The following is a 26,057-nucleotide window of genomic DNA, read 5'->3' as shown; positions in this document are numbered from 1 at the left end:
GCCCGCCAGCGTGGTCCGTCCCGGTGGCCGGCGCCGCCTCCGGGCCCCGATTGGGGATGGAGGGGGTCTGGGGAGGAACGGTCCGCGTCTCCGGTCCGAGCACGCCGCTTCAACCGGCACCGGACTCTCGGACGTCCAGGCCGGCCCGGTCAGACGGGGTGCCCGGCCGCGACGCGCGGATCAGGGCAGGGAGATGTCCTGCTTGTTGAGCTCTTCGATGTTGACGTCCTTGAACGTCACGACCCGCACGGAGCGGACGAAACGGTTGGAGCGGTAGATGTCCCACACCCAGACGTCGGCGAGCCGCAGCTCGTAGAACACCTCGCCGCCCGCGGAGCGGACCTGGAGGTCGACCTGGTTGGCGAGGTAGAAACGTCGCTCGGTCTCCACCACGTAGGTGAACAGGCTGACGACGTCCCGGTACTCCCGGAAGAGCTGCAGCTCGAGGTCGGACTCGTAGTTCTCGAGGTCCTGGCTGTTCACCGACGCTCCTCCTGCACCTGGGCGGTCCATTGGTCGCCCCACAGTACGCCAGCCGAGGTGGGAGCCGGTGCAGAGCCCAGCCGCCAGCTGCGTCGGTGCTGCTCGTGCGATCCGAGCCGGTCGATCGCCTCGCGGTGCACGGCCGAGCCGTACCCCTTGTTCGATGCCCACGCGAACTCGGGGGCGAGCGCGTCCAGCTCCACCATCACCGCATCGCGCGCGACCTTCGCGAGGATGCTCGCGGCGGCGACGCCCGCGCAATCACGATCGGCCTTCACCCGCAGCTCGACGAGCGGAGCCGGGCGGCCGTCGGCGGACAGGCGGCCCGTGAGGACGTCCGCCGAGCCGTCGAGCAGGACCGCGTCGATCCGCGGCAGTGCGAGCGCCTCGAGGGCGCGCAGCGCGGAGCGGGTGAGGGCCTCGACGATGCCGACCTCGTCGATCTCGGCCGCGCTGGCCCAGCCCACCGACGAGGCGTGCGCCGCCTCCCGGACCGGGTCCACCAGCGCCTCGCGACGTCGGGCGGAGAGCGCCTTGGAATCGCGCACCCCCGTCGGCAGCGGAGCGACCGCGCCGTCCTCGATCAGCAGTGCGCAGGCGCCCATCGCGACCGGCCCGGCGAGCGCTCCTCGGCCCACCTCGTCGACGCCGACGACGATCCGCGGCCCCGGGCCGCACCGCGCAGCGAGGGCGAGCTCGGTCTCCAGCGTCGGCGCGGTGCCGGAGCCGCGAGCGCTCACGGCTGGTCCGGGACGTCGGCGAAGGCGTCCCGACCGCCTCCGAGTCCGTCCCAGCGGGAGGCGGGCCAGAAGATGACCTCCGCCCGGCCCGTCACGTCGTCGAGCGGCACGAAGCCGGACTCGCCGTTGATCTCGTGGTACGCGGAATCGGCCGAGGCGTGGCGGTTGTCGCCCATCACCCACACGTGTCCCTCGGGGACCGTGACGTCGAAGGCACCCTGGCAGGCGGAGGTCTCGGGGTTGATGTACGGCTCGTCGACGGGCACCCCGTTGACCTCGAGCACGGCATCGCGCGCGCTGCACACCACGTGGTCTCCCGGGAGCCCGATCAGTCGCTTGACCAGGTGGTCCTGGGAGGGATCGGGGGCCAGACCGACCAGGCTCAGCGCCATCATCAGGCGCACGCGGGGGGTGGGGTCCTCGGTCGCGTCGCCGGGGATCCAGTCCGCGGGGTCCTGGAAGACGATCACGTCGCCGCGATGCAGGTCGAAGACCCCGGGCGTCAGCTTCGAGACCATGATCTTGTCGTCCTCGAGCAGCGTCGGGTTCATCGACGCCGACGGGATGTAGAACGGCTGGATCAGGAAGGTCTTCACGAGCACCGCGATGACCAGGGCCACACCCATGGTCACCAGGGTGTCGAGCCAGAGCGGCATCCGCGAGCGGGTGCGACCGCCCGCGCGGTGGCCGCTGGTGGCCTCGGCGTCGGTCCCGGGGGCCCCGTGCTCGGCGTCCGGAACGGGGGCCGCGTCGCGGGAGTCGGACGCAGCGGGTTCGGGGTTCTCGGACGCATTCATCGGCGCGATCCTATCCGCACTGCCCGAGGGGTCACAGGGAGCCGCGGCGCGAGAGTGGCCACACCACCTCGTGCACCGAGCCGATCACACGATCCACGGGGATCATGCCGCCGCCGGGCGCGCCGAGCAGGTGCCGGGAGTCGGTGGAGTCGGCCCGGTTGTCGCCGAGCACGAACATGCGTCCCTCGGGGACGAGCAGGTCGAACTCGATCTCGCTGGGGGCGGTGCCGGGCGCGAGATAGGGCTCCTCGAGGGCGACGCCGTCGACCTCGATCGTCCCGTCCCTCCCGCAGCAGGAGACCCGCTGACCGCCGACCGCGATGACCCGCTTGACCCAGAAGCGGTCGCCGTCCTCGTCGCCAGGGGCGAAGTAGCCGCTGCCGTCGAAGACCACGATTTGGCCCGGCTGGGCCGTGCCGCGCGTGGAGCGGTCGGCGAGGATCACGTCGCCCACCTGCAGGGCGGGCTGCATCGAGGCCGACGGCACGGTGAAGGGCCGCACCACGAGGTGGCGCACGCCGAGGGCGCCGACGAGCAGCAGCACGACGCAGACGGCGACGGCCACCACGAGGTGGGGCCGCCGCCGTCCGGGATCGATCGCGGGGGTCATCCGCAGATCAGGAGTGGTCGCGCTTCTCCTTGATGCGGGCCTTCTTGCCGGTGAGGCCGCGCAGGTAGTACAGCTTCGCGCGGCGCACGTCGCCGCGGGTGACGACCTCGATCTTGTCGACGGTCGGGGCGTGCACGGGGAACACGCGCTCCACGCCGACGCCGAAGGAGATCTTGCGGACGCGGAAGGTCTCGCCCACGCCGTGGCCCTGGCGGCCGATGACGTAGCCCTGGAAGACCTGGATACGGGAGCGGTTGCCCTCGATGACCTTCACGTGGACCTTGACGTTGTCGCCGGCGCGGAAGTCGGGGACGTCCTCGCGCAGGGACGACTTGGTGAGCTCGTCGAGCTTCTGCATGGTGCTTCTCCAGCCCTCCGCCTCAGGTCGGACAGCGTGTTCGCGGGGCGCCGGGAGGCGCCTGTTCGGAACTGTCGATCCGGCGAGGCCCCTCACGGCGCCTCGTGCCGGTGTGCTGGGCCTCTGGCGGCGACTCCCATCGCCACGGATCTGCCCGGCCGCTCGGTGCATCCCTCCCCTGAGGCAGGGGGATGCGCGACACGCACGAGGGGTCATTCTGCCAGCGCGCCGCGGGCCGCGGCAAGCCCGCTCCCCCGCCGCCGACGCAGGTCACGCCCGACGGCGCTGTCGCATCGGTCACCTCGCGCCCCGACGCGCCCGCGCCGACGGGTCCGGCGGGGGCTCAGGCGCCGTCGGCCGGGGTCGCTGGCGGGGCGAGCAGGTCGGGCCGGCGCGCGGCGGTGCGTGCCTCGGACTGCTCCCGACGCCAGGCCGCGATCCGCGCATGATCCCCGGAGAGCAGGATCGCCGGGGCCTCGCGCAGCGTGCCGGAGGGATCGGTCCAGGCGGCGGGCCGCGTGTACAGCGGGTACTCGAGGAGTCCCGCCGAATGCGACTCCTCGACGAGGCTCTCCGCGTTGCCGACCACGCCCGGCACGAGCCGCACCACGGCCTCGGTGATCGCGAGGACCGCGACCTCCCCGCCGTTGAGCACGTAGTCGCCGAGGGAGGCGAGCGCGACCTCGAAACCCTCGTCGGCGAGGTGCTCGTAGACGCGCTCGTCGATGCCCTCGTAGCGGCCGCAGGCGAAGACGATCCACTCCCGCCCCGACCATTCCTGGGCGGTGGCCTGGCGGAACGGGGTGCCGGCCGGGTTGGGGAAGACGATCAGCGGCTCAGCGTCCTCGCCGAGCTCGGCGCGACCAGCCGCGCGCACGGCGGCGAAGGCCTCGGCCCACGGCTCGGGCTTCATCACCATGCCGGCACCGCCGCCGAGAGGGGTGTCGTCGACGGTGCGATGGCGGTCGTGGGTCCAGTCCCGCAGCTGGTGGACCCGCAGGTCGACGAGATCGTCCCGCCGGGCCTTGCCGATCAGCGACAGCTCGAGCGGGGCGAGGTACTCCGGGAAGAGGGTGAGGACGTCGATCCGCACGGCTCAGCCCTGACCGCGGGCGGGGCCGGACGTCTCGGGCTCGGGCCCCTGCTCGTCCTCCGGCAGCTCGTCGAAGAGCCCGCCGGGAGGGTTCGCGGTGATGCGGCCGGCCTCGAGGTCGACCACGGGCACGAGCTGCTCGACCAGCGGCAGCTGCACCCGGCGGCGATCCGCGGTCCGCACGATCAGCAGGTCCTGGGCGGGCAGGTGCTCGATCCCGGCGACGGTCCCGAGTCGGTGGCCGTCAACGTGCACGACCTCGAGCCCGGTGAGCTGCGAGGGGTACCAGGCGTCGGGATCCTCCTCGGCCTCCTCCTCGGCGTCGACCTCGATCTCGAGGTCCACGCCGCGCAGGGACTCGGCGTCGGTGCGGTCAGCGACCTCGGCGAAGGTCACGTACCACCGGTCCTGCTGCAGGCGGGTGCGGGCGATGGTGAGGGTGCGGGGCCCCGCGGAGGTCTGGACCGTGAAGACGGTGCCGCGCTCGAAGCGCTCCTCGGGCTGGTCGGTGCGCAGCAGCAGGGCGACCTCTCCGCGCAGGCCATGGGCCCGGCCGATGGTCGCCACGATCACGTCGAGCGTGCTCATACGAGTCCCTCGTCCTCTCCGGCGTCGCCGCCGTCGGTGTCCTGCCCGGTGCCGGGCGTCGAGTAGCCGGCCGCACCGCACGCGGTGTCGAGCGCGACCAGGGGGTCCTGCAGCCCGTCGGACCACAGGTCGCCGTCCAGGGCGTCCTGGAACGGGGTGCGCACCTGCTCGAGGGCGGCGCGGACGGCGTCGTCGTCGACCGCGGTGATCTCGGCGGCGAGCAGATCGGCGGTGGCCTGCACGTCCTCGAGACGATCCGCGGGGACCTGCTGCGGGGTGCGGCCGACGAGCGCGAACATGTTCGAGGTGAGCACGTTCGCGTTGCCGAAGTGGTTGAGGGTGCCCGGGGTGTCAAAGACGTCCGCGCAGGCGAGCGCCGCGGGCTTGGCGCCGTCCTCGCCCGGGCCGAGGGCCCAGGCTGCCGCGGCCGAGACCGGGGCGCAGACGCTCGCGACACCCTCCCAGGCGGTGGTGAAGGCCGCAGCGTCGAGTTCCTCGCCCTGCTCCGGCTGGGTGCGGAACCATTCGGCGAGACCGCTCGCCGCCTCGACGGCCCCCTCGGGGGCCCCGTTGAAGGCTGCCTCGACGTCATCGCCGGTCATCGCGTAGAAGAAGGGGTCCGAGGGGCCGATCTCGGGGGCGGTCGCCGCCCGGTCGAGGACCACGCGGGAGAGCGGGTCGGCGTAGTCGGGGTCGCCCCAGAAGGTGGTGCAGCCCCCGACGAGCACGGGGTCCGCGGCGGCGGCGGTGCTCGCGGCCGGGTCCTCCTCCGGGTCGGGGCCGCCGGGGACCGCGCTCTGGCAGGCGCTCAGCAGCAGGGCGCCCGCGAGCAGCGCGACCGGGGAAAACCAGGAGCGGCACTGCTCAAGGCTGGCAGTGCCGCTCCGGAAGAGGCGTCGAGGCACCTCAGCGCCGGTCGACGTCGACGATGTCGACGCGCACGTCATCGTCCGACAGGGCCGCGGTGACCGTGCGCAGGGCACGGGCGGTGCGCCCCGAGCGGCCGATGACGCGACCCAGGTCGGCGGTGCCGACCCGGACCTCGAGCAGCGGGCCGCGGCGCGTGGACTTCTCGGTCACGCGCACCGCGTCCGGGTCGTCGACGATGCCGCGGACGAGATGATCGAGGGCTTCGGCGCGAGCGCTCATCTCAGGCCTCGTCGGCGGCGGCCGCGTCGGCGTCCTCGGTGGTCTCACCCTCGGCGGGGGCCTCCTCGGAGCCGGCCTCGACCTCGCCCTCGGCGGAGTTCTCGGCCTCGGCGTCGGCCTTCGCCTTCTTGGCGCCCTCGCGGGACTCCCCGGCGGCCTTGTCGGCCTCGGCGATGAGCTCCTCGGCGGTCTTCTTGGCCTCGGCGGTCTTGAGGGAGCCGGCGGCGTCGCCCTCGCCCTTGAACTTGGCCCAGTCGCCGGTGACCTTGAGGAGCGCGGTGACCTGCTCGGTCGGCTGCGCGCCGACGCCGAGCCAGTACTGCGCACGCTCGGACTGGATCTCGATGACCGAGGGGTTCTCGGTGGGGTGGTACTTGCCGATCTCCTCGATCACGGCGCCGTCGCGCTTCTTGCGCGAATCGGCGACCACGACGCGGTAGAACGGTGCACGGATCTTGCCCATGCGCTTCAGGCGGATCTTGACAGCCACGTGGGTGGACTCTCCTTCAGGGATGTTCGGGTGAGTCCCGCCGCAGCCTGTGGGGTCATGCGGGCGCTGACGGTTCTCGGGGCGTCGTGCCTCGGCGGGTAGAGGGCCGGCCAGGGCACATACAAGGGATGAGTATGCCAGGTGGGGGCGGTCCGGTTCCAGCCGTCGGCCTGTGCGCCGGGGCACAGCCGAGGTCCCGGGATCACCGCGCCGGGCGTCGCCGGTCGCCGGGCGCTCAGCCGGTGACGGCTCCGATCAGCTGGTTCACCCCGAGCACCACGAAGAGCAGCGTCACCGCACCGAGGGCGATGTTCAGCACGGGGCCGTTGCGCCACCGCTGCGGCACGTGCCGGGAGTTCAGGAGCACCAGCAGGGTGATGGCGAGGAAGGGCATGAAGAAGGCTCCCAGCAGGCCGTAGGCGATGATCACCTGCACCGGCCGGCCGAGGAGGAGCAGCAGCATCGGCGGGAAGGTCAGCCACAGGGCATAGAAGCGGTAGCGGGAGCCGGCCACCAGGGTGGCCACGAGGTCTCCCGCGCCGATGCCGGTCGCGGCCACGACGAGGCCGGGGCCGACGAGCTTCCAGCGGGGCGGGGCGCCGCCCTCCTCCTCGGTCGTGCCGTCCGGCGCCGCGTCGGGCGGGGTGGCCGGTTGCTCTCGTCCTCGGAGTGCATCCCTGCACGGTAGTGCCCGCGGGAGCCCGGCCCGACGGACCGGGCGGCGGCCACGAGGCAGCTCGTCCGTTTGATCCCTCTCCGCCAGGCGGCGGGATCGGGTCAGACGACCCGTCGGCCCCCGAGCACGACGTGGGTGCGCTCGCGCAGGGCGCGATGGTCGGTGCGCGGATCGCGGGGGACGACGAGCAGATCGGCGGGCGCGCCGTCCTCGAGGCCCGGGGCGCCGAGGACACGGCGCGGCGCCCAGACGGCGGCATCGAGGATCGTGGAGCCGTCGAGTCCGCAGGCGGCGAGCTCGTCGAGCTCGTCGTGGACGATGCCGTGCCCGAGCACTCCCCCGGCGTCGGTGCCGACCAGCAGCTGCACGCCGGCGTCATAGGCGTCGCGCGTGCGGTCGTAGCGGTTCCCGCGCAGTCGGCGCATGTGCGCGGCGTAGGCCGGGAACTTCGCCTCGCCCTGCGACGCGTAGGTCTCGAACTCGTCGACGTTCACGAGCGTCGTGACCACCGGGACCCCCGCCGCCGCGACCCGCGGGATGGTCTCGTCGGTCAGGCCGGTCGCGTGCTCGAGGCAGTCGAAGCCCGCGTCGAGCACGAGCGGGAGCGTCTCCTCGTCGAAGGTGTGGGTGGTGATGCGGGCGCCCGCCGCGTGAGCGGCCTCGGCCGCGGCGACGAAGTCCTCCGTCTCCCAGCAGGGGGCGAGGTCCCCGGCCCCACGGTCGATCCAGTCACCGACGAGCTTGACCCAGCCGTCGCCCCGGCGGGCCTCTCGGGTGACGGCGGCGGGGAGGTCCGCGGGCTCGACCTCGTCGGCGTAGCCGACCAGATACCGGCGCGTGCGGGCGAGGTGGCGGCCGCAGCGGATGAGGCGCGGCAGGTCCTGCTGCTGCTGGAGCGGTGAGGTGTCGATGATCGAGCCGGCGTCCCGGATCAGCAGCACCCCGGTATCGCGGTCGACGAGCGCCTGCGCGCGGGCCTCGGTGAGGGTGGTGCCGCCCCCTCCGTGGCCGATACCCAGATGACAGTGCAGGTCGGCGAGTCCGGGGACCACGAACCCGTCGATCTCACGGACCTCTGCGCCCGTCGGCAGCTCCGGTCGCTCGTGCCGGATCGCGCCGTCCACGACCCAGGCGCCGTCGAGCTCCTCCTCGGGGCCGATCAGGACCGGCCCGCGCAGGTGCAGGATCGGGGCGGCATCGGGGCGGCTCATGCTCGCGAGCCTAGCGAGCCGGTCGCGGCCGCGGGCGGCGGAGCCCAGGGGAACTCGCCGGCCCCGATGACGAGCACCTCCGTCGCGGCGGTGCCGCAGGTCGATCGGTCCGCTCCGGTCACCGGCCGCCGAAGAGCTTCTTCATGTCCGGCGGGAGCTGGCTGGGGTCGAAGTCGGACAGGTCCGGGGTGCCCTGCGCCCCGCTGCCGAAGGCACCGCCCGCGCCGCCGAATGCCGATCCGCCCTGGCCGGCGGACTCCTTCGCCCGGGCGGCGGCCTCGGCCTGCTCGCGAGCGGCCTTGGCGGGGTTCTTCGACTTCGCCTTCTTGCCCTGCTTCGGGGCCTGCTGCTTGCCGCGCGACTTCTTGCCCATGCCCATGCCGGGACCGCCGGGCATCCCCGGCATGCCGCCCCCGGCCATGCCGCGGCCCATGGTGCGCATCATCTGCTGCGCCTGCTTGAAGCGCTCGAGCAGCTGGTTGACGGCCTGCACCGTGGTGCCGGAGCCCTTGGCGATGCGGTTGCGGCGCGAGCCGTTGATGATCTTGGGGTCGTTGCGCTCCGCCGGGGTCATCGAGTGGATCATCGCCTCGATGCGTCCCAGCTCGCGCTCGTCGAAGCTCTCGAGCGCCTCGCGGTACTGGCCCATGTTCGGCAGCATCCCGAGCATCTTCTTGATGTTGCCCATGTTCTTGAGCTGCTGCATCTGGGTCAGGAAGTCGTCGAGCGTGAAGTCCTCGCCGGAGGCCAGCTTCGCGGCGGCCTTCTCCGCCTCCTTCTGATCGAAGGCCTTCTCGGCCTGCTCGATCAGGGTCATCACATCGCCCATGTCAAGGATGCGGGAGGCCATGCGATCGGGGTGGAAGCGCTCGAAGTCGCCGAGGCCCTCGCCGGTGGAGGCGAAGAGGATGGGTCGCTCGGTCACGCCGGTGATCGACAGGGCGGCACCGCCGCGGGCGTCGCCGTCGAGCTTGGAGAGCACGACGCCGGTGAAGCCGACGCCGTCGCGGAAGGCCTCGGCGACGCGCGCCGCGTCCTGGCCGATCATCGCGTCGACGACGAAGAGGGTCTCGTGGGGGCCCACGGCGTCGCGGATGTCCCGCGCCTGCTGCATCATCTCCTCGTCGATGCCGAGGCGGCCGGCGGTGTCGACGATGACGACGTCATGCTGGGAGAACTGGGCGTTGGAGACGCCGTTCATCGCGACCAGCACGGGGTCGCCCACGCCATTGCCCGGCTCGGGGGCGAAGACGGGCACGCCCGCTCGCTCGCCGACGATCTGCAGCTGGTTGACGGCGTTGGGGCGCTGGAGGTCAGCGGCGACGAGCAGCGGGGTGTGCCCCTCGGACTTCATCCACCGCGCGAGCTTGCCGGCGAGGGTGGTCTTGCCCGCACCCTGAAGGCCCGCGAGCATGATCACGGTGGGCGGGTTCTTCGCCCAGTGCAGCTCGCCGGTGGCCCCGCCGAGCACCTGCACCAGCTCGTCGTTGACGATCTTCACGACCTGCTGGGCGGGGTTGAGCGCCTTGGAGACCTCCTCGCCGAGTGCGCGCTCGCGCACCGCCGCGGTGAAGGTGCGCACCACGGAGACGGCGACGTCGGCGTCGAGCAGCGCGCGACGGATCTCGCGGATCGTCTTGTCGACGTCCGCTTCGGTCAGGCGGCCGTGACCGCGCAGACCCTTGAGCGAGGCCGTGATGCGATCGGAGAGGTTGTTGAACACGAAGCGCTTCCCCTAGGTCGGATGGACCGCCCCAGTGTAGTGGCCGAGCCGGTCCGTCCCCAGGACGGGTGAGCCGCTCCGCACGAGAGACCGGCCACGCCCGGCCCCGCGCCGGGGCCCGGCCCGCTCAGGTCGCGGCGGCGTCCATCAGCGCGGCGACGATGCGGCCGACGGTCGGCGGGTCGAGGGACCTGCCGTGCTGGTCGGTCAGGTAGAGCACGTCGACGGCGCGGCGGCCCAGCGTCATCACGTGCGCGCTGCGCACCTGGAGCCGGTGCACGGTGATCACCTCGGCCACGTCCGCGAGGAGGCTCGGCCGGTTGCGGGCGTTGACCTGCACCACGGTCGCCTCGCGGGAGGCGCCCGGCAGCAGGGTCACCACGGGGGTGTCCTCGGTGGTGCGCGGTGGCGGAGGCGGCGGCAGCTCGAGCACGCGGGCGTCGGCCCGGTCGCGGCTCGCGAGCTCGCGGTCCAGGGCGCTGCGCAGCACCGACGGATGCGGGAGATCCCCGGGATCCGAGGAGACCCACCACGTGTTGACGGCGATCCCGTCCAGGGTCGTGACCACGGCGCTGTGCACGTCGAGCCGCAGCCGCACCAGGGTGCGGGCCATGGCCGCGAACACGCCGTCGCCGTCGGGAGCGCCGAGGCAGATCTGCGAGATCGGTTCGGCCTCGATCGGGGCGGGGTAGACCACCTGGGCCGAGCCGGTGCGCTCGACCGCCGAGCGCACCGCCTCCACCACGGAGCGCTGCGGGGCGAGCATCGGGCGGGGAGCCGGCGTCGTGGCGCTCAGTGCGTCCCGGGCGAGCGCGGTGAGATGGTCCACGAGGTCGGCGCGCCAGGTCGACCAGGCCGACGGGCCCGCGGCGATCGCGTCGGCCTCGGTGAGGGCGCGCAGGATCTCGAGGGTGTCGAGGTCGTGGTCGACCGCCACGAGCAGGTCCCGCAGGGTCGCGGGATCGGCGAGATCGCGGCCGGTGGCGAGGGAGACCAGCGTGAGGTGCTCGCGGACGAGGCGGCCGACGGTCGCGGTGTCGGACTTGTCGAAGCCGAGGTGCCGGGCGGCGGCCTCGGCGAGCGGAGCCCCCTCCGCCGCGTGATCATGGGCATCGGCTCGCTTGCCCAGATCGTGCAGCAGCGCCGTGACCAGGAGCAGGTCGGGCCGGCTGACCTGCGGCAGGAAACGCTGGGCCTCGAGCACCGTCTCGACCTGGTGGCGGTCCACGGTGAAGCGGTGCACGGCGGAGCGCTGGGGCCGGTTGCGGATCTCGGCCCAGCCGGGGATCCAGCGGGCGAAGACGCCCTTCACGTCGAGGGCCTCGTAGGCGTCGGCGAAGTGCTCGCCGGCGAGCGCGTCGACCAGCACGGACCGCTGCAGCGGCAGCATCGGCGCGGTCTCCGCGGCGGCGAGGCGTGCGAGGGTCGCGTCGGCGAGCGGCAGACCGGTCGTCGCGGCGTGCCGCACCGCGGCCACGTCCCGCAGCAGATCGCGGCTGCCGGGATCGACGGACACCTCGCCGGATTGGACCAGCACCCCGTGCGGGAGGCGGGTAAGCGCGGGTCGGCGGTCCGTGCCGAGGCCGCGGGTGGCGGTGCCGCCGGGAGCGCTCGCCGCCTTCGCAGCGCGGACGGTGCGATGCAGCTCCCAGGTCACGGCGCGGGCCGCCTCGGCGAGCACCGCGTGGTGGTCGTCGGCGGTCGCATGCCCGGTGAGTGCGGCGACGGCATCCTGGTCGGCGCGGCCCAGGCGGGTGCCCGAGGCGCCGGTGACCGCCTGCAGCGCATCGCGCGCATCGCCGAGGACCCGGGCGGCGGCGTCCACGACCTCGTGGTCGTGGTCGGCCAGCCAGCTCTCCGCGATGGCGCGGATGACGGTCACGTCCCGCAGGCCGCCGCGATCGGACTTCAGGTTCGGCTCGGAGGAATGGGCGAGGGAGCCGTAGCGGTGGGTGCGGTCCAGCGCCAGGTCCACCAGCTCGGGGGCCCGACGGCGCGCCTCGCGGCGCCACTGGGCGCGCACCCGGCTGGCCGTCTCGTCGACGAGGTCGCCGTCCCCGGCGACGAGGCGGAGGTCCAGCAGGGAGATGGCGGCGCGCAGGTCATCCCGGGCGACGGACTCGCACTCGGAGGGGCTGCGCACCGAGTGGTCGAGCGAGGTCCCGGAGTCCCAGATCGGGTACCACAGCGCGCTCGCGAGCTCCTGCGCCTCGCGCTCGCCCACCAGCTCCGGATCGAGCAGGAGGACCAGGTCGAGGTCGCTGCCCGGGCCGAGGTCCCGCCGCCCCAGCGAGCCGATCGCGGCGAGCGCGGCGCCGGACGCCGGAGCGCCGGCCCCGTCCCACAGCTCGCCCAGCCAGCCGTCCACGAGGGAGGCCTGGGCGAGCCGGCGGGAGGGGCCGGCGGAGGGATCCGCGAAGCCGTCGTGCAGCACCTGGGTGATGCGTCGGCCGGGGAGCTCCTCAGAGGGCATCCGCACCCCGTTCGCCGGTGCGGACCCGGACCACGGTGGAGACGTCGGTGCTCCACACCTTCCCGTCGCCGATCCGACCGCTCCGCGCGGCGGCGACGATGAGGTCGACGATCGCCGGCTCGTCGGGCGACTCGGCGAGCACCTCCACCTTGATCTTGGGGATGGTGTCGATGCGGTACTCGGCGCCTCGGTAGACCTCGGTGTGGCCGCCCTGCCGGCCGTAGCCGGCGACCTCGGTGACGGTCAGGCCGCTCACGCCGAACTCGCGCAGGGAGTCCGTGACGTCCTGCAGGGCGTGGGGCTGGATGATGGCGGTGACGAGCTTCATCGGGTCTCTCCTGTGGTGACGGGCGCCTCGGCGGTCTCGGCGGCGGTCGCCGGCTCGTCGTGCGGAGCGGGGTTGCGGGGCTCGGTCGCCGATCCGGGGGCCTCCGGGAAGGCCGCCGTGCCGGAGAGCGGAGCACGCCTCGAGGCCGCGCCCCCGGCGAGATCGTATCCGGACTCCGCGTGGTGGGTGATGTCGATGCCGACGTACTCGTCGGCCTCGGGGATGCGCCAGCCGAGGGTGGCCTTCAGGGCGAGGGCGATGATCGCGGTGAGCACGCCGGAGATGATCATGGCGGTGAGGGCCACGAGGGTCTGGACGATCAGGAGGCTCACGCCGCCGCCCAGGAGCAGCCCGCCCTCGGCGGCCAGGAAGCCGATGCCGATCGTGCCGACCAGGCCGCCGACCAGGTGCACGCCGACCACGTCGAGGGAGTCGTCGATGCCGAAGCGGTACTTGAGGCCGACCGCGAGGGCGCAGGCGAGGCCCGCGGCGAGGCCGAGCACGATCGAGGTGATCGGGGTCAGGGCCGCGGCGGCGGGGGTGATGGCCACGAGACCGGCGACCACGCCGGAGGCCATGCCGAGGCTGGTGACGTGCTTGTCGCGGATCTTCTCGACCGCGGCCCAGCCGAGCATCGCGCCGGCGGTGGCGACGGTGGTGTTGACCCAGGCGAGGCCCGCGGTGCCGTCGGCCGTGCCGGCGGACCCCGCGTTGAACCCGAACCAGCCGAACCACAGCAGCGCGGCGCCGAGCATGACCAGCGGCAGGTTGTGCGGCTTCATCGGGGTGCTGCCGAAGCCCTTGCGGGCCCCGACGACGATCGCGAGGACCAGACCTGCGATGCCGGCGTTGATGTGGACGACCGTGCCGCCCGCGAAGTCGATCGGCTCCGCGATGGAGGCGAAGATGCCGTCACCTCCGAGGAGACCGCCGCCCCAGACCATGTGTGCCAGGGGCGCGTAGACGACGAGGACCCAGATCGCGGCGAAGACCATCCAGGTGCCGAACTTGACGCGGTCCGCGATCGCCCCGGAGATCAGCGCGGTGGAGATGATCGCGAAGGTCATCTGGAAGCCCGCGGCGACCAGGAAGGGCACGCCGCTGCCGCCCAGCAGGGACTGCTCGTCGGTGCCGCCGAGGCCCACGAACTCCAGCGGGTTGCCGAACAGGCCTGCCACGTCGGTGCCGAAGGCGATCGAGTAGCCGAAGAGCGTCCAGGCGATCGCGACGACGGCCATGGCGCCGAAGGACATCAGCATCATGTTCAGCACCGTGCGGGCTCGGACCATGCCGCCGTAGAAGAGGGCCAGTCCGGGGGTCATGAGGAGCACGAGGGCGGCACTGATGAGGATCCAGGCCGTCGCTCCCGTGTCGAGGGTGAAGGGCTCCATGTCGAGGCTCCAGGGTGGAGGGGCCGGCGCAGGGGCTGTCCGCCCCTGGCTGCCGTCCGGCCGGGTGGGCCGTGCTCTCAGGGTGCGGTCGGGAGACGGGATCTCCTAGGTCGAGAGGGCCCCGTGATCGTTCCGTGATCGAGGGGTCCGGGACGCGGGACAGGAGGCACGACGGGGCGGACGGTCCGCCTAGCGTCGTCCACGGCACCCGCCGAGCCCTCCGCAGCGTCGCGGGAGCACGCCGCTCCGCCCGCTGCGGCGGACGACCTCGAGGAGAAGACCCCACGCATGACCCCCACGACGCCGCTGCCCACCGACGACCTCACCTCCGAGCGCTTCGCGCGGCATGCCGCCGCGACGCTTCGTCGCGGGGTGGGACGACGGCAGATGCTCCACGTCGCTGCGGCCCTCGGCGCGGGCGGCGCGCTGCTGTCCGCCTGCGCCCCGTCGGCCGGCGACCCCTCGGGCGGGGAGACGACGCCCTCCGCGGGGTCCGGGCCGATCCTGCAGCCGGGGACCGGGGACATCCCCGGCGACCACTACCTCGGCTCGGAGACGGACCAGGTGATGTGGGGCTATGTGCCCACGGTCCACTCCGAGCCGGTGCTGAGCATCGGCTCCGGCGAGACCGTCACCATCGACACGGTCTCCCACGAGGGGATCCTCGAGGACCAGGGCCGAGACCCGCGGCAGTTCTTCGGCGAGCACGGCGTCGAGGCGGGCTCCGTGCTCGAGGACGCGATCGCGATCGCGGCGGACTACGACCGCACCGCCCGTGACTTCGCCGCCGACGGCCCTCACGTGGTCACCGGCCCGATCGCCGTCGAGGGCGCCGAGGTCGGCGACGTGCTGAAGATCGAGACCCTCGAGGCCACTCCCCGCGTGCCCTACGGCGTGGTCTCGAGCCGGCACGGCAAGGGCGCCCTCGCGATCATGGCCGACGGCGCCGCCCCGGCGGGCACCTCCCTCGACCAGGTGATGCCGCCGACCTCGACGGACGGCCGGGACGCGGCGGACCCGACGGACTGGGGCAACGTCTCGGTGTTCACCCCGATCGAGGACGGCCACGGCGTCATGGCCTTCGACGGCGGGGCGGCGCGCTTCCCGCTGCGCCCCTTCCTGGGAATGATGGGCGTCGCCCATGCGGAGGCCGCCTCGCCCACCGATCCCTCCGCCAACTCGATCCCGCCGACCCTCGGGGGCGGCAACATCGACATCCGGCTCCTCGGCCCGGGCTCCACCTTCTACCTGCCGGTGCATGCGCCCGGCGCCCTGTTCTACGTCGGCGACCCGCATCACGCCATGGGCGACGGGGAGGTGGCGCTGACCGCGATGGAGGGCTCGCTGCGGGGCACGTTCCGGCTGACGGTGTGCAAGGAGGGCGACGGCGACGCCCCGCGGATCGCCCACCGCTACCCCTTCGCGGAGACCGCCGACGCGTGGATCCCGATCGGTCTGTCCGATCCCGACGGCTCCGCCGGCGGCCAGGTGAGCGACCTCGACGTTGCCCTGCGCACCGCCGTCGTCAACGCGCTGGAGTTCCTTGAGCAGGAGCTCGGCATGGACCGCGCGATCGCCTACGCCTATCTCTCCGCCGCCGCGGACTTCACGATCTCCCAGGTCGTGGATCGCACCGTCGGGGTACACGGGATCATCGCGAAGAGCCACTTCTCCTGAGACGCGGGACGGCCCGGGCGATCACGGGGATCGCCCGGGCCGTCCGGGGGTCGCAGGCCGCCCCCCGCTCAGGCCTCGAGCAGGGCGTCGACGAAGCCGTGCGCGTCGAACGGGGTCAGATCGTCCATCCCCTCGCCGAGGCCGACCATCTTCACGGGCACTCCGAGCTCGCGCTGGACGTTGACGACGATGCCGCCCTTGGCGGTGCCGTCGAGCTTGGTGAGCACGATGCCGCTGATGTTCACGGCCTCGGAGAACACACGGGCCTGCTGCATGCCGTTCTGGCCGGTGGTCGCGTCGATCACCAGCAGCACCTCGGCGACCTCGTCGCCGTGCAGGCCCTTCTCGGCGACCCGGCGCACCTTGCCGAGCTCGTCCATCAGGCCCTTCTTGTTCTGCAGGCGGCCGGCGGTGTCGACGATGACGACGTCGGCGCCCTGCTCGATGCCCGCCTTGACGGCGTCGAAGGCGACGGCCGCCGGGTCGGCGCCGTCGCGGTCGGAGCGGATCGTCTCGACGCCGACGCGGGAGCCCCAGGTGGCGAGCTGATCGGCGGCGGCGGCGCGGAAGGTGTCCGCCGCGCCGAGGACGACGCGGCGCTCCGCGGCGACGAGCACGCGGGCGAGCTTGCCGACGGTGGTGGTCTTGCCGGTGCCGTTCACGCCGACCATGAGGATCACGGAGGGGACCGTCGTGCCGTCGGGCGCCTCGCGGCGGCTCGCGGCGAGACGGCGGTCGAGCGCCGGGTCGACGAGGGCGATAAGCTCCTCGCGCAGCACCTCGCGGACGGCGGCGGGATCCTCCGTGCCGAGCACCTGGATGCGGCGGCGCAGGTTGGCGAGCAGCTCGTCGGTGGCGTCGGGGCCGAGGTCCGCCATCAGCAGCGTCTCCTCGATCTCGTCCCAGGTGCCCTCGTCGACGGTGGAGCGGGTGAGGAGGGTGAGGATGCCGCGGCCCAGGGCGCCGGAGCGGGAGAGCCGCTCGCGCAGGCGGACCATGCGGTCCTGGGGCGGCTCGGGGGTCTCCAGGACCGGACCGACCCCGCGCTCCGGCGAGGCGGCAGCGGTTGCCTGGGACTCAGGCTCGGCCTCGGGCTCCTCGTCTACCTGCGGCTCGTCGGCAACGGGCTGTTCCGCGGCAGCGGGCGCGGTGGCGGCGGTCTCCGGCTCGGCAGCGGACTCCTGCTCGGCGGCGGGCTCGGGGACCGAGACGGGGGTCTTGACCTCCTGGTCGAAGGGGACGTCGGCACCGGGCTCGGCCGTGGCCGGGGATCCCTGGGCCGAGCCCTGGGTCGAGTCCTGGGCGACAGGTGCTTCGGACCCGGCGGCGTGGTCCTGCTGCGCGGAGGGCGCGCTCTCCTCGGCGCCGGGCCGGCTCGGGGCCGACAGGGTGTCCGCCCAGGTGGGGGCGGCCGGTCGCTCCTTGACCGCGGTCGCGGCGCCCGCCGCGGACCCGGAGCCGCTCGCGGGATCCTCCCCGGTGGCGTCGGTGTCCGTCGGTCGACGGCGGCCGCGGGAGCGGACCAGCGCCCACGCCCCGGCGCCGATCGCGAGCACGCCCGCTCCTCCGCCTGCGAGCAGGGCGATGATGTCATTGGGGTCCACAGGTCACCTCCGGGTGCGGGGAAGCCGCCGAGGCGGCGAGGACAGCGGCCAGTCTAGGGGGACCCTCGGCTCGTCCGGGCACGGCCGACGACGGCGCCCCGCGGGGCGGGGTCAGTCGCGGCGGGTGCGGCTCGTGTGCCGACGGTCGCCGGACTCCTCGGAATCCTCCTCGCGGCCGCCCCCGCGCAGGTGGGGCAGCGCGACCGCGGCGACGATCCCGATCGCCACCGCGAGGGCGACGAGCAGGAAGATCACGGTGACGAGGGACAGCGGCATGCCTCCATTGTGCACGCCGCTGCCCGACCGGACGCGGGGGTGGGCCGGCCTGCGGCGCGGTTCACAGGGGCCGCGGCGCAGGATCGGGAATCAGCCCAGCTCGGGGAACCAGATCGCGATCTCGCGCGCCGCGGACTCCTCCGAGTCGGAGCCGTGGACGAGGTTCTGGATGACCGGCAGGTCCTGCTCGCAGGCGAGGTCGCCGCGGATCGTGCCGGGTGCGGCCTGGGTGGGGTTGGTCGCCCCGGCGAGAGAGCGGAAGCCGGCGATGACGTTCACGCCCTCGGCGACGATGGCGACGAGCGGGGCCGCGCCCATGTACTCGACGAGCCCGGGGTAGAAGGGCTTGCCCTCGTGCTCGGCGTAGTGCGCGGCGAGCTCTTCGGCGGTGGCGGTGCGCTGGGCGAGGGCGACGATGCCGTAACCCTTGGCCTCGAGGCGGCGGATAATCTCCCCGCGCAGTCCGCGCTGGACGGCGTCGGGCTTGAGCAGGACGAGGGTGCGCTGTGCGGTCATGCGCCCCAGGGTACCCAGAACCCGGGGACTCGTCGGCCCGGGTCTCCTCCGTCGGCCGACGGCGGCGGGCTCACGCTCCCGTCGGCTCGTCCTCGGCGGCGCGCTCGGCGAGCACCCGCGCGTCGACCGCGTCCTTCTCGGCGTCGAGCTGGTGCCCCTTGATCACCCCGAACACGTACAGCGCGGCGAAGGCGAGGCCGAGCACCCACATGGCGTTCACCTGCAGGCCCAGCAGGATGACGGGGATCTGCAGCACGGCACCGAGCAGGTAGGGCCAGGCACCGCGCGTGAGCAGCCGCGAGCACAGCAGCAGCGCGAGCGCCGTCAGCAGCGCCCAGGTCCAGGTCAGCACCCGATCCTCGGGAATCAGCTGGTGCGCGACGAGCGCCGCGAAGAACACCAGGAACACCTCGACGACGAGGATCGTCATCGAGAACATGCGCTGCGCCCCGTGGGGGCGCGCGGAGGGCGTGAGGTCCAGTGCCATCTCAGTCCTCCCGCTCGACGCCGAGCAGGTCGCGCACCTCGGCCGCGAGGGTCACCGATCCGGCGACGACCACGCCGCCGAACTGGTCGCCGTCGGTCTCGGCGAGGTCCACGGCGGCCTGGATCGCATCGGGCAGCGCGGGATGCTCGTGCACGCGGTCGGGGTCCTCGAAGACGTCCCGGGCGAGGTCGGCGAGACGGTCGGCGGGGATCGCCCGCGGCGAGGAGGAGGCGGTGATCACCACGGCGTCCAGGAGCGGCTCGAGCACCGCGAGGATTTCCTCGGCGTCCTTCTCCTGGAGGATCCCGACCACGCCGACGGTGCGGGTGAAGCGGAAGTTCTCGCGCACGGTCTCGACCAGGGTGAGCGCCCCCGCGGGGTTGTGCGCGGCGTCCAGCAGGATCGTCGGCGACTGCCGCACCACCTCGGCGCGTCCGGGCGAGGTCACGGTCGACAGCGCCGCCGAGAGCAGCTCCCCGTCGAGCGGGGCGCGGCCGTCGCCGAGGAGCGCCTCGGCGGCGGCGACCGCGAGGAGGGCGTTGCGCGCCTGGTGCTCGCCGAGCAGGGACAGGAACACCTCCTCGTAGCGACCGGCGATCCCCTGGAGGGTGAGCATCTGACCGCCCACGCCGGGGGTGCGGGCGAGCACCCCGATCTGCTGGTCCTCGAGGGCGGCCTCCGCCCCGAGCTCGGAGATGCGGTCGCGGAGCACGTCCGCGGCGTCCTCATAGGGCTGCGCGGCGAGGATCGCGGTGGCCGAGGAGGTGAGGATCCCTGCCTTCTCCCCCGCGATCTCGGCGATCGTGTCGCCGAGATACTCCTGATGATCGAGCGAGATCGGGGTGATCACGGTGACGTCGGGGTCGACCGCGCCGGTCGCGTCCCAGGTGCCGCCGAGGCCCGTCTCGACCACGGCGACATCCACGGGGGCGGAGGCGAAGGCCTGGAAGGCCATGGCGGTGAGGTACTCGAAGAAGGTCAGCGGCGGTCCGCCGGCGGCCTGCGACTCGGCGTCGACGATCTGCGCGAAGGGCTCCACGTCGCGGTACGCCTGCAGGAAGCCCTCCTCGTCGATCGGGACGCCGTCGATCGCGATCCGCTCGGTGGGCGAGTGCAGGTGGGGGCTCGTGGTCCGCCCGGTGCGCAGACCGGCCTCGCGCAGGATCCGCTCGAGGATCCGCGCGGTCGTCGTCTTGCCGTTGGTGCCCGCGATGCGGATGCTCCGGTAGGAGGTCTGCGGGTCGCCCATCAGCTCCATGACCCGACGGATCCGGCTGAGGTCCGGCTCGATGCGGTTCTCCGGGGCGCGCTGCAGCAGCGCCGCATAGACCTCCCGCAGCGCAGGAGACATGACCGGACGGGCGGGACGGGGCACTGCGGCTCCTGGGGGCTGGGGCGACGGGGGCCGGACCAGTCTACGAGCCCCGCCCGAGACCGGCCTCCGCGCCGCCGCCCCACGGCATCGCCCGGCCCTCGCCGCAGCTCCCCCTGTCGTCCACCCGACCCTCGCCACGCCCCGTCGTCCACCCGAAAGGCCCGCAGATTTGGGGGAATAGGGCCGCTATTCCCCCACGTCTGCGGGGCGACGTGAAGGGCGGGGTCGGCGAGGTGAGGGTTGGGGGCGGGGTCGGCGAGGTGAGAGATGGGACGAGGCGGCGAGGTGTGGGACTGGGCGGGCACGGCGGGATGGGGAGTTGTCCCCATGGGCGTCGTGACCCCGCTCACCTAAGGTCGGACCAGGGCGCGCGATGCGTCCGCCACCCCCTCCCCAGGAGTGCCCGATGACCACGCTGAGCGCCGACCTGGACCAGGTCGCCCGATGGGCCGTCCGCGCCCCGATGCCGCCGTCCGAGTGGAACCCCGTCTATCGCGCCCTGCTCGGGGACGCCGCCGATGCCGACCCCGCACCCTCCTCCGCCCCTGCCGCGGATCCCCCGTCGGCCGCGGAGCTGGACCTGCTGCTGCGGCAGCTCACCGCCCCCGCCCTGCTCGTCCTCGCCGTCACCACAGCCGAGAGCACCGAGCGGCTGCGCATCGCCCTGGCCCCCGAGGGCGCCACGGTCGAGACCTCCCGCGGGCAGGAGCCATCGCGCTGGGAAGAGTGCGCGCTGAACACCGTGCCCCGGCGTCTGACCGACCTGCTCGCCGGGACCGGTCTCGGCAGCGCTCCGGCCGCCCTCGGCACCGACCGCGAGATCCCGCCCTTGCGCCTCTCCCCCGACCAGCAGCGCGCGGCGCAGGAGCGACTGCTCGCCGGAGTCCCCGCCGCCGAGGCCCTCGCCGGCGTCCCCGATCTCGATCCGCGGCTGCGCGACGCGCTCACCGCCGAGGATCTGCGGGTATCCGTCTCGCTGACGCTCCACGACCCGCGGGGTCGTGCGACCGAGCGTCCCGTGACCTGGTCGCGCCTGTGGGTCCGCGGCGACCGCGGCCTGTACCGCACCGACGGCGTCGCGGCGGGGCCGCCCGAGGTGCGCCCGGTCGGCGACGGCGACGTGCTCGGAACCCTCCTCCCCCTCCTCGAGGAGGGCCTCCGCTTCGCCCTCGTCACCCGGGCCGGTGCGGCATGAGCGCGTTCTGGGGGATGGACACGGAGCAGGTCCGCGAGCACGCCGAGCGGCTGCGGACCGCGAGCGGGCAGGTCGAGGACCTCCGGGGGCGGCTCGAGACCCTGGTGCGCGGCGTCAGCTGGGAGGGCCCCGACGCCGAGGACTTCCGCGGTCGCTGGGAGGAGCTCGCCGCGGGACGTCTCACGGTGACGCTCGAGCAGCTCGAGGCCTTCGGCGAGCGCGCCCTGGGCGAGGCGGACCAGCAGGACGTCGTCTCCGACGCCGACGGCACCGAGTCCGGTCCGGCCGAGAACCCGAGCACCCTTCCGCCCGGGCAGGGCGGCGACGGCCCCGGCGGCTACCGCAGCACCGACAACCCCTGGATCCCGAACTGGCTCGAGGACCCGGCCGAATCTCTGCTCTCCGGACTCGCCTCGACCACCTCGGACCTCCTTGGCTGGGATTTCGACACCGGGATCGACCTGCTCGAAAGCGGTCTCGGCGCTCTCGGCGTGAACACCGACGGCATCGCCCAGTTCCAGCGGGACGCGAACCACCTCGGCGGAGTGCTCACCGACTGGGCGACCGGCGAGCGGGTCCCGACGATCTCGGAGCTCGGCGCCTCCTCGCTCCTCGCCCTCGGGTCCGCGGGAGTCGGCGTCTACGAGGCGATCACCGGCGAGGACACGGCCTTCCTCGACGACCGTCCCGGCGGTCAGGTCTCCGACGTGACCGTCTCGAGCGATCCGTCCCCGAGCCCGCAGACCCTGCAGGACCTGATCCTGGACAACACCGCCCTGCGCATCGGCCACGGCGACACCTCCCAGCAGGGGCAGATCGGCATCCAGGAGGTCCGCTCGGCCGACGGCTCGGAGCCCAGCTACATCGTGCAGGTCCCGCCGACGGAGGGGGACATCGGCGCCTTCCCCGTCGCCTACGGCGGGCAGGCCAACTCCCGCGACTGGGCCTCGAACCTGCGCCTCGTCGCCGGTCAGGACACGGCTGCCACGCAGGACGTGCGCGCCGCGCTCGAGGCCGCGGGGGTGCCCGCCGGGGCGAACGTGATGCTCGTCGGCCACTCGCAGGGCGGGATCGTCGCCAACAACCTCGCCGCGGATCCGACCTTCAACAACGCCGACGGCTCCCCCGGCTCGTACAACGTCACGCACACCTTCTCCGTCGGCTCCCCCGTGCAGACCACGCTCCCCGCGCAGGGATCCACCGAGTCGGTCAACGTCTCCCATGCGGGCGGCCTGCATCCGGGACCCAGCGTCTCGGGCGACCTGATCCCGGGCCTGGACCTCGGCGGGGCCCAGGTCGACGGCGGGTCTCTCGGTGCGCCGAACCGGCACGAAGTGAGCCTGCCCGGCTATCCCACGCCGATCTCGGACCCGATGGGGCTGATGAACGCGAACCACGACTCGACCGGCCCGAACGGCGATCCCGACGGCGGCTACGCCGGGACCGTCGCGCGGAACACGGCGACCGATCCGACGCTCTCCGCGCTCCAGGACGACCTGAGCGGCGTGTATCTCGGCGACGGCACCTATGTGGCGCGGTCGACGGTCGTCGAGGTGGGCCGCGGAGAGCACGGCGGCTGACCCCCGCCGGGGAGCGCTGAGGACTGCCGGGGAGCGCTGAGCACTGCTTGGAGCCGACGAGCTCAGTGCAGCCCGTACCGGGACGCGAAGGCGCCGGCCGTGATCTCGGGCAGCGGCACCCCGCGACCCGGCAGCCGCGGAGCGATGTCCTTCCCGGTCAGCTCGTCGCCGGTGGGGAGCAGGCCGCGGATCGCGCCGATGCCCACCTCGGGGCCCCAGGGCGCGAGCTCCGCCTCGTGGAGGAGGGAGACCACGGCGCCTATCGCCGCGTCATAGACGCGCAGAGCCTCGGCACGCTCGGTCGCCTCGAGGGCGATCTCGCCCTGCAGGGTGGTGCGGAAGCTGCCGCTGCGGGTGAGGACCAGCTGCACGGACCGGACCCCGTCGACCTCGCCGACGGCCCGTCGCGCGCGCTCGGCGAGCTGCGCCCGCATCGCGCTCGTCCGCACCCCCTGCACGAGTCCCTGCAGCAGTCCCCGCGTCCTCCCGGTCCCGGCCATGCTCAGCCCAGCCCGTAGCGCGGGTAGAAGTCCGCGACCGTGACGGTTCCGGGGTCACGTTCGGGCAGCCACTCGAGGACGTCGACGGCTGTGCCGTCCTCCGCACGGCCGATGACGTTCTGCACGCCGCGGTCGTCCTCCCCGCCGTCGTCGTGCAGCAGGGTGATCACCGCGCGCCAGGACTCGTCGAGCACGGCCTCCAGCTCCGCCCCGGGGACCGCGCAGGTGATGTCCCCGTAGAGGATCGCGCCGAAGGTGCCGCCGGTGCCGAGCACCAGTTCGGAGCGGGTCACTCCCTCCGCTCTCTCCGCCACCTCGTTGACCCGTCGCTGCGCGGAGCCCGGCACGCACCCCGTCAGCAGCACCGGCACGGCGAGGGCCGCATGGGTCAGCACCGCCCGCCGTCCCACGACGCGACGCGCGTTCGCGCTCCGGGTCTGGGTCCGGGTCCGCTCGATGCTGTTCATGCCGTCCATGCCCGAAGCCTCCCACGCCCTCCCGCCCCCGCGGGACGGGACCGAGTCAGTCGACCTCGAGGCGGTAGACGAAGACCGCCATCGCGTCGCGGTTGATGGGCTGCAGCGTTCAGTAGGTGCCGTCGGGCCAGCCGGTCGTGTACTTCTCGTGCTTCATCTAGGAGATCTCGACGAAGAAGATCGAGCTCGTGGGGGTGACGTCCGTGAAGGGGTTGGCCGGAGCCTTCCCGGCGAGTGCCGCGACGGGATAGTGCGTCGCGGAGCGGCCGTTGGGCGTGCCGAACCACTGCGAGTACAGGCGGAAGAAGTTCCGGTTCCCGTAGGCCGGCCATGGGGAGCTCCGGGGGCGAGCGAGGCCGACCGGGTCCGGCAGGGCGGGGAAGGGCAAGGGAAAAGACGGTCCGCTCCGGACCGCTTCCGCGGTGGTAACGGTGACCTGCAGGTCATCACATCCCTCGAGGTTCGGCAGCAGAGTGCCGGCGGCCGACAGCCGGGCGGCCGGGGATCGTCCCTCCCCAGCCCCTGTCCGTCCACAGCGCCGCCGGCGACCCGGCCGACCAGGCCGCCGACTGCCTACGCTCCGAGCACACGGGCCGACGGGGTCCGCCCGGAACGGGAAGGCGGGACACGGTGGACGACTTCCGCGGCATGGACAGTGCGGCAGCCCGCGATCTGTCACGGCGGCTGCGCGGGGCCGCCGGAGAATTCGCGGTGCTCTCCCGTTCTCTCGAGAGAGCGGTGGCCGCGGCGGACTGGCAGGGCTCCGATGCCGAGGCGCTCCGCGACCGCTGGCAGAGCGAGGTCGGTCCGCGCCTCGCGCGGGGCGGTCTCGCCCTCGCCGAGCACGCCGCCGCCCTCGCCGGGGAAGCCCGCGAGCAGGACGAGGCCTCGCGCGCCGATGGCGCCCCACCCCCGGCGGGCGTCCCCCGCCCGGGGCAGGGCGCGGGCGCGCGACGCACCGGGTCTCTCGTCCCGGCGGAGCTCCTGGTCGGAGCGCGCGCGTTCCTGCCGCCGCTGCTCCCCCGCGGCGCGGCCGTCTCCGGGATGCTCGGGCTCGCGGTCGACGCCGACGGGCTCCGGCGGGTCGGCGGGGAGCTGGGCCATCTGGGCGGGGTGCTCGGCGACTGGATCGGCGGGGAGCGTGTGCCCACCGTCGCCGAGCTCGGTGCGAGCCTGCTGCTCACAACGGGGGCGGTGGCGCTCGCCCCGCTGGAGACCGTCACCGACACGGGACTGCTCGACCCCCGCACCTCCGTGACCGTGCATGCGGTCCGACCGGTCACCGGCTCCGCCGCTCCGCAGGACCTCGTGGATCTGCTGGTCGACCTCGACGAGTCCGCGAGCGGCGCCCTCGACCCCGGAGGTGCCCCGGCCGATCTCGTCGCCTCGGGCAGGATCCGCATCCAGACGGTCCGCGGAGCCGACGGCACCGAGGCGTACATCGTGCATGCCCCGCCGACGGGTGGAGGGAACATCGTGGACCCGCGGTCCTGGGGTGCCCAGGGGAACTCCGCCGGGTGGGACTCGAACCTCCGGGCCATGGCCGGGCAGGAGTCCGCGGCGATGGCGGACGTCCGCGCGGCGATGGTCGCCGCGGGGGTGCCGGACGGGGCCGAGGTGATGATCGTCGGCCATTCGCAGGGCGGGCTGACCGCGGCACGGCTGGCCGCGGACCCCGGTTTCAACAGCCTCGGCGGGGAGCCGGGAACCTACCGGGTGACGCACACCTTCTCCGTCGGCTCACCCGTGCAGAGCGTCGCGCCGGCGACCGAGCTGACCCAGGTGGTCAACGTCGCGCACCAGCCGGTGCTGGTCCCTCTCCCGGGTCTCGCCGGCATCCCCGTGATCCTGCCCGACCAGGTGCCGGCGCACATCGCCGATCCGGTGCCGCGGCTGGATCTCGGGGGGCTGCGGGTCGATGGGACCCGGGTCGACTCCGCGCAGGTCCGGGAGGTCCTCCTGCCCGCCCCGGTCCAGACGTACGGCGAGGCCGGACAGCTGCGCAATGCGCACGACTCGGTGCTCGAGACGGAGCACGGCCCGGACACGAGCGGCGGCTACTCGGGGTCGGTTCGGGCCGCTGCGAGCACGCACCCCACGCTGATCGACCTGCAGGACGAGCTCGCGGGCCGTTACCTCGGCGACGACGTGGTGCTGGTCGAGGACCTGGTGGTCGACGTCGGCCGGGAGGACCTCCGGTGAGCCGGGGCGCCGAGACACCGATGAGCAGGAGCTCCGATGAACGGGGGCGGGGGGGGGGG

General features: G+C 73.5%; 28 protein-coding genes. 4 read left to right on the top strand and 24 right to left on the bottom strand.

Features of this window, described 5'->3' with window-relative positions:
- Positions 1-180 precede the first annotated feature (180 nt).
- From ACZCAH_RS10245 to ACZCAH_RS10170, 16 genes are all read right to left on the bottom strand, one after another.
- Positions 181-483 carry a DUF2469 domain-containing protein gene (locus ACZCAH_RS10245; protein ID WP_329749667.1) on the bottom strand — a complete coding sequence of 101 codons (303 nt, stop codon included), beginning with the start codon at positions 481-483 and terminating at the stop codon, positions 181-183.
- The gene (locus ACZCAH_RS10240) at positions 480-1,223 is read right to left on the bottom strand and encodes a ribonuclease HII (RefSeq protein ID WP_464340973.1); all 744 of its coding nucleotides are present in this window, start codon (positions 1,221-1,223) and stop codon (positions 480-482) included. Before ACZCAH_RS10240 ends, ACZCAH_RS10245 begins: the two co-directional genes overlap by 4 nt.
- Positions 1,220-2,020, bottom strand: a complete 801-nt coding sequence (gene lepB / locus ACZCAH_RS10235; protein ID WP_464340972.1) for a signal peptidase I — start codon at positions 2,018-2,020, stop codon at positions 1,220-1,222. The genes ACZCAH_RS10240 and lepB (ACZCAH_RS10235) overlap by 4 nt, the downstream gene beginning before the upstream one ends.
- 31 nt (positions 2,021-2,051) lie before the next feature.
- Positions 2,052-2,630, bottom strand: coding sequence for a signal peptidase I (gene lepB, locus ACZCAH_RS10230; RefSeq protein WP_464340971.1), 579 nt, complete (start codon positions 2,628-2,630; stop codon positions 2,052-2,054).
- A gap of 7 nt (positions 2,631-2,637) precedes the next feature.
- Positions 2,638-2,988, bottom strand: a complete 351-nt coding sequence (gene rplS / locus ACZCAH_RS10225) for a 50S ribosomal protein L19 (RefSeq protein WP_329749671.1) — start codon at positions 2,986-2,988, stop codon at positions 2,638-2,640.
- Between the two features lie 343 nt (positions 2,989-3,331).
- Positions 3,332-4,081, bottom strand: a complete 750-nt coding sequence (gene trmD / locus ACZCAH_RS10220; protein WP_464340970.1) for a tRNA (guanosine(37)-N1)-methyltransferase TrmD — start codon at positions 4,079-4,081, stop codon at positions 3,332-3,334.
- A 3-nt stretch (positions 4,082-4,084) separates the two neighbouring features.
- A complete protein-coding gene (rimM, locus tag ACZCAH_RS10215; protein WP_464340969.1) occupies positions 4,085-4,669 on the bottom strand; it encodes a ribosome maturation factor RimM in 585 nt (194 codons plus the stop codon).
- Complete coding sequence (locus ACZCAH_RS10210) at positions 4,666-5,574, bottom strand: hypothetical protein (RefSeq protein WP_464340968.1); 909 nt, start codon at positions 5,572-5,574, stop codon at positions 4,666-4,668. The genes rimM and ACZCAH_RS10210 overlap by 4 nt, the downstream gene beginning before the upstream one ends.
- A 1-nt stretch (position 5,575) precedes the next feature.
- Complete coding sequence (locus tag ACZCAH_RS10205; protein ID WP_329749675.1) at positions 5,576-5,818, bottom strand: RNA-binding protein; 243 nt, start codon at positions 5,816-5,818, stop codon at positions 5,576-5,578.
- Between the two features lies 1 nt (position 5,819).
- The gene (rpsP, locus tag ACZCAH_RS10200; RefSeq protein ID WP_464340967.1) at positions 5,820-6,308 is read right to left on the bottom strand and encodes a 30S ribosomal protein S16; all 489 of its coding nucleotides are present in this window, start codon (positions 6,306-6,308) and stop codon (positions 5,820-5,822) included.
- A gap of 235 nt (positions 6,309-6,543) precedes the next feature.
- Positions 6,544-6,834: a hypothetical protein gene (locus tag ACZCAH_RS10195; RefSeq protein ID WP_464340966.1), complete on the bottom strand. Its 291-nt coding sequence runs from the start codon at positions 6,832-6,834 to the stop codon at positions 6,544-6,546.
- 251 nt (positions 6,835-7,085) lie between these two features.
- Positions 7,086-8,195 (bottom strand): amidohydrolase family protein, encoded by a 1,110-nt coding sequence (locus tag ACZCAH_RS10190; RefSeq protein WP_464340965.1) that lies wholly within the window; start codon positions 8,193-8,195, stop codon positions 7,086-7,088.
- A 118-nt stretch (positions 8,196-8,313) separates the two neighbouring features.
- A complete protein-coding gene (gene ffh / locus ACZCAH_RS10185; protein ID WP_464340964.1) occupies positions 8,314-9,918 on the bottom strand; it encodes a signal recognition particle protein in 1,605 nt (534 codons plus the stop codon).
- 127 nt (positions 9,919-10,045) lie between these two features.
- A complete protein-coding gene (locus ACZCAH_RS10180; RefSeq protein WP_464340963.1) occupies positions 10,046-12,391 on the bottom strand; it encodes a [protein-PII] uridylyltransferase family protein in 2,346 nt (781 codons plus the stop codon).
- A complete protein-coding gene (locus ACZCAH_RS10175; protein ID WP_464340962.1) occupies positions 12,381-12,719 on the bottom strand; it encodes a P-II family nitrogen regulator in 339 nt (112 codons plus the stop codon). The genes ACZCAH_RS10180 and ACZCAH_RS10175 overlap by 11 nt, the downstream gene beginning before the upstream one ends.
- Positions 12,716-14,110, bottom strand: coding sequence for an ammonium transporter (locus tag ACZCAH_RS10170; protein WP_464340961.1), 1,395 nt, complete (start codon positions 14,108-14,110; stop codon positions 12,716-12,718). The genes ACZCAH_RS10175 and ACZCAH_RS10170 overlap by 4 nt, the downstream gene beginning before the upstream one ends.
- Positions 14,111-14,398: 288 nt before the next feature.
- On the opposite strand from ACZCAH_RS10170, the gene ACZCAH_RS10165 reads away from it, so the two are divergent.
- The gene (locus tag ACZCAH_RS10165) at positions 14,399-15,787 is read left to right on the top strand and encodes an acetamidase/formamidase family protein (protein ID WP_464340960.1); all 1,389 of its coding nucleotides are present in this window, start codon (positions 14,399-14,401) and stop codon (positions 15,785-15,787) included.
- A 68-nt stretch (positions 15,788-15,855) separates the two neighbouring features.
- Here the strand turns inward: ACZCAH_RS10165 and ftsY are convergent, their stop codons facing one another.
- The 5 genes from ftsY to ACZCAH_RS10140 all read right to left on the bottom strand — a co-directional run bounded on the left by ftsY (position 15,856) and on the right by ACZCAH_RS10140 (position 20,021).
- Positions 15,856-17,391, bottom strand: coding sequence for a signal recognition particle-docking protein FtsY (ftsY, locus tag ACZCAH_RS10160; protein WP_464340959.1), 1,536 nt, complete (start codon positions 17,389-17,391; stop codon positions 15,856-15,858).
- 111 nt (positions 17,392-17,502) lie between these two features.
- Positions 17,503-17,667 (bottom strand): hypothetical protein, encoded by a 165-nt coding sequence (locus ACZCAH_RS10155; protein ID WP_329749684.1) that lies wholly within the window; start codon positions 17,665-17,667, stop codon positions 17,503-17,505.
- A gap of 90 nt (positions 17,668-17,757) precedes the next feature.
- Positions 17,758-18,183 carry a nucleoside-diphosphate kinase gene (gene ndk, locus ACZCAH_RS10150; protein WP_329749685.1) on the bottom strand — a complete coding sequence of 142 codons (426 nt, stop codon included), beginning with the start codon at positions 18,181-18,183 and terminating at the stop codon, positions 17,758-17,760.
- 70 nt (positions 18,184-18,253) lie between these two features.
- Positions 18,254-18,670 carry a DUF4233 domain-containing protein gene (locus ACZCAH_RS10145; RefSeq protein ID WP_464340958.1) on the bottom strand — a complete coding sequence of 139 codons (417 nt, stop codon included), beginning with the start codon at positions 18,668-18,670 and terminating at the stop codon, positions 18,254-18,256.
- 1 nt (position 18,671) lies between these two features.
- Positions 18,672-20,021 (bottom strand): bifunctional folylpolyglutamate synthase/dihydrofolate synthase, encoded by a 1,350-nt coding sequence (locus tag ACZCAH_RS10140; RefSeq protein WP_464340984.1) that lies wholly within the window; start codon positions 20,019-20,021, stop codon positions 18,672-18,674.
- Between the two features lie 430 nt (positions 20,022-20,451).
- On the opposite strand from ACZCAH_RS10140, the gene ACZCAH_RS10135 reads away from it, so the two are divergent.
- Both ACZCAH_RS10135 and ACZCAH_RS10130 read left to right on the top strand, forming a co-directional pair.
- Complete coding sequence (locus tag ACZCAH_RS10135; protein ID WP_464340957.1) at positions 20,452-21,240, top strand: hypothetical protein; 789 nt, start codon at positions 20,452-20,454, stop codon at positions 21,238-21,240.
- The gene (locus tag ACZCAH_RS10130; RefSeq protein WP_464340956.1) at positions 21,237-22,820 is read left to right on the top strand and encodes a WXG100 family type VII secretion target; all 1,584 of its coding nucleotides are present in this window, start codon (positions 21,237-21,239) and stop codon (positions 22,818-22,820) included. The genes ACZCAH_RS10135 and ACZCAH_RS10130 overlap by 4 nt, the downstream gene beginning before the upstream one ends.
- Before the next feature lie 62 nt (positions 22,821-22,882).
- On the opposite strand, the gene ACZCAH_RS10125 is transcribed toward ACZCAH_RS10130, so the two are convergent.
- The 3 genes from ACZCAH_RS10125 to ACZCAH_RS10115 all read right to left on the bottom strand — a co-directional run bounded on the left by ACZCAH_RS10125 (position 22,883) and on the right by ACZCAH_RS10115 (position 24,184).
- Positions 22,883-23,320, bottom strand: a complete 438-nt coding sequence (locus tag ACZCAH_RS10125) for a hypothetical protein (RefSeq protein WP_464340955.1) — start codon at positions 23,318-23,320, stop codon at positions 22,883-22,885.
- Positions 23,321-23,322: 2 nt separating this feature from the next.
- Entirely contained in the window at positions 23,323-23,796 is a 474-nt protein-coding gene (locus ACZCAH_RS10120; protein WP_464340954.1) for a hypothetical protein, read from the bottom strand.
- Between the two features lie 157 nt (positions 23,797-23,953).
- On the bottom strand, positions 23,954-24,184 hold the full coding sequence (locus tag ACZCAH_RS10115) for a hypothetical protein (RefSeq protein WP_464340953.1): 231 nt from the start codon (positions 24,182-24,184) through the stop codon (positions 23,954-23,956).
- Between the two features lie 242 nt (positions 24,185-24,426).
- On the opposite strand from ACZCAH_RS10115, the gene ACZCAH_RS10110 reads away from it, so the two are divergent.
- Positions 24,427-25,998: a WXG100 family type VII secretion target gene (locus ACZCAH_RS10110; protein ID WP_464340952.1), complete on the top strand. Its 1,572-nt coding sequence runs from the start codon at positions 24,427-24,429 to the stop codon at positions 25,996-25,998.
- Positions 25,999-26,057 lie beyond the last annotated feature (59 nt).

This window comes from Brachybacterium sp. B718/18 (assembly GCF_055454375.1).
Note: the sequence above shows the minus strand (reverse complement) of the source record. Positions and strands in the feature narration are given on the sequence as shown.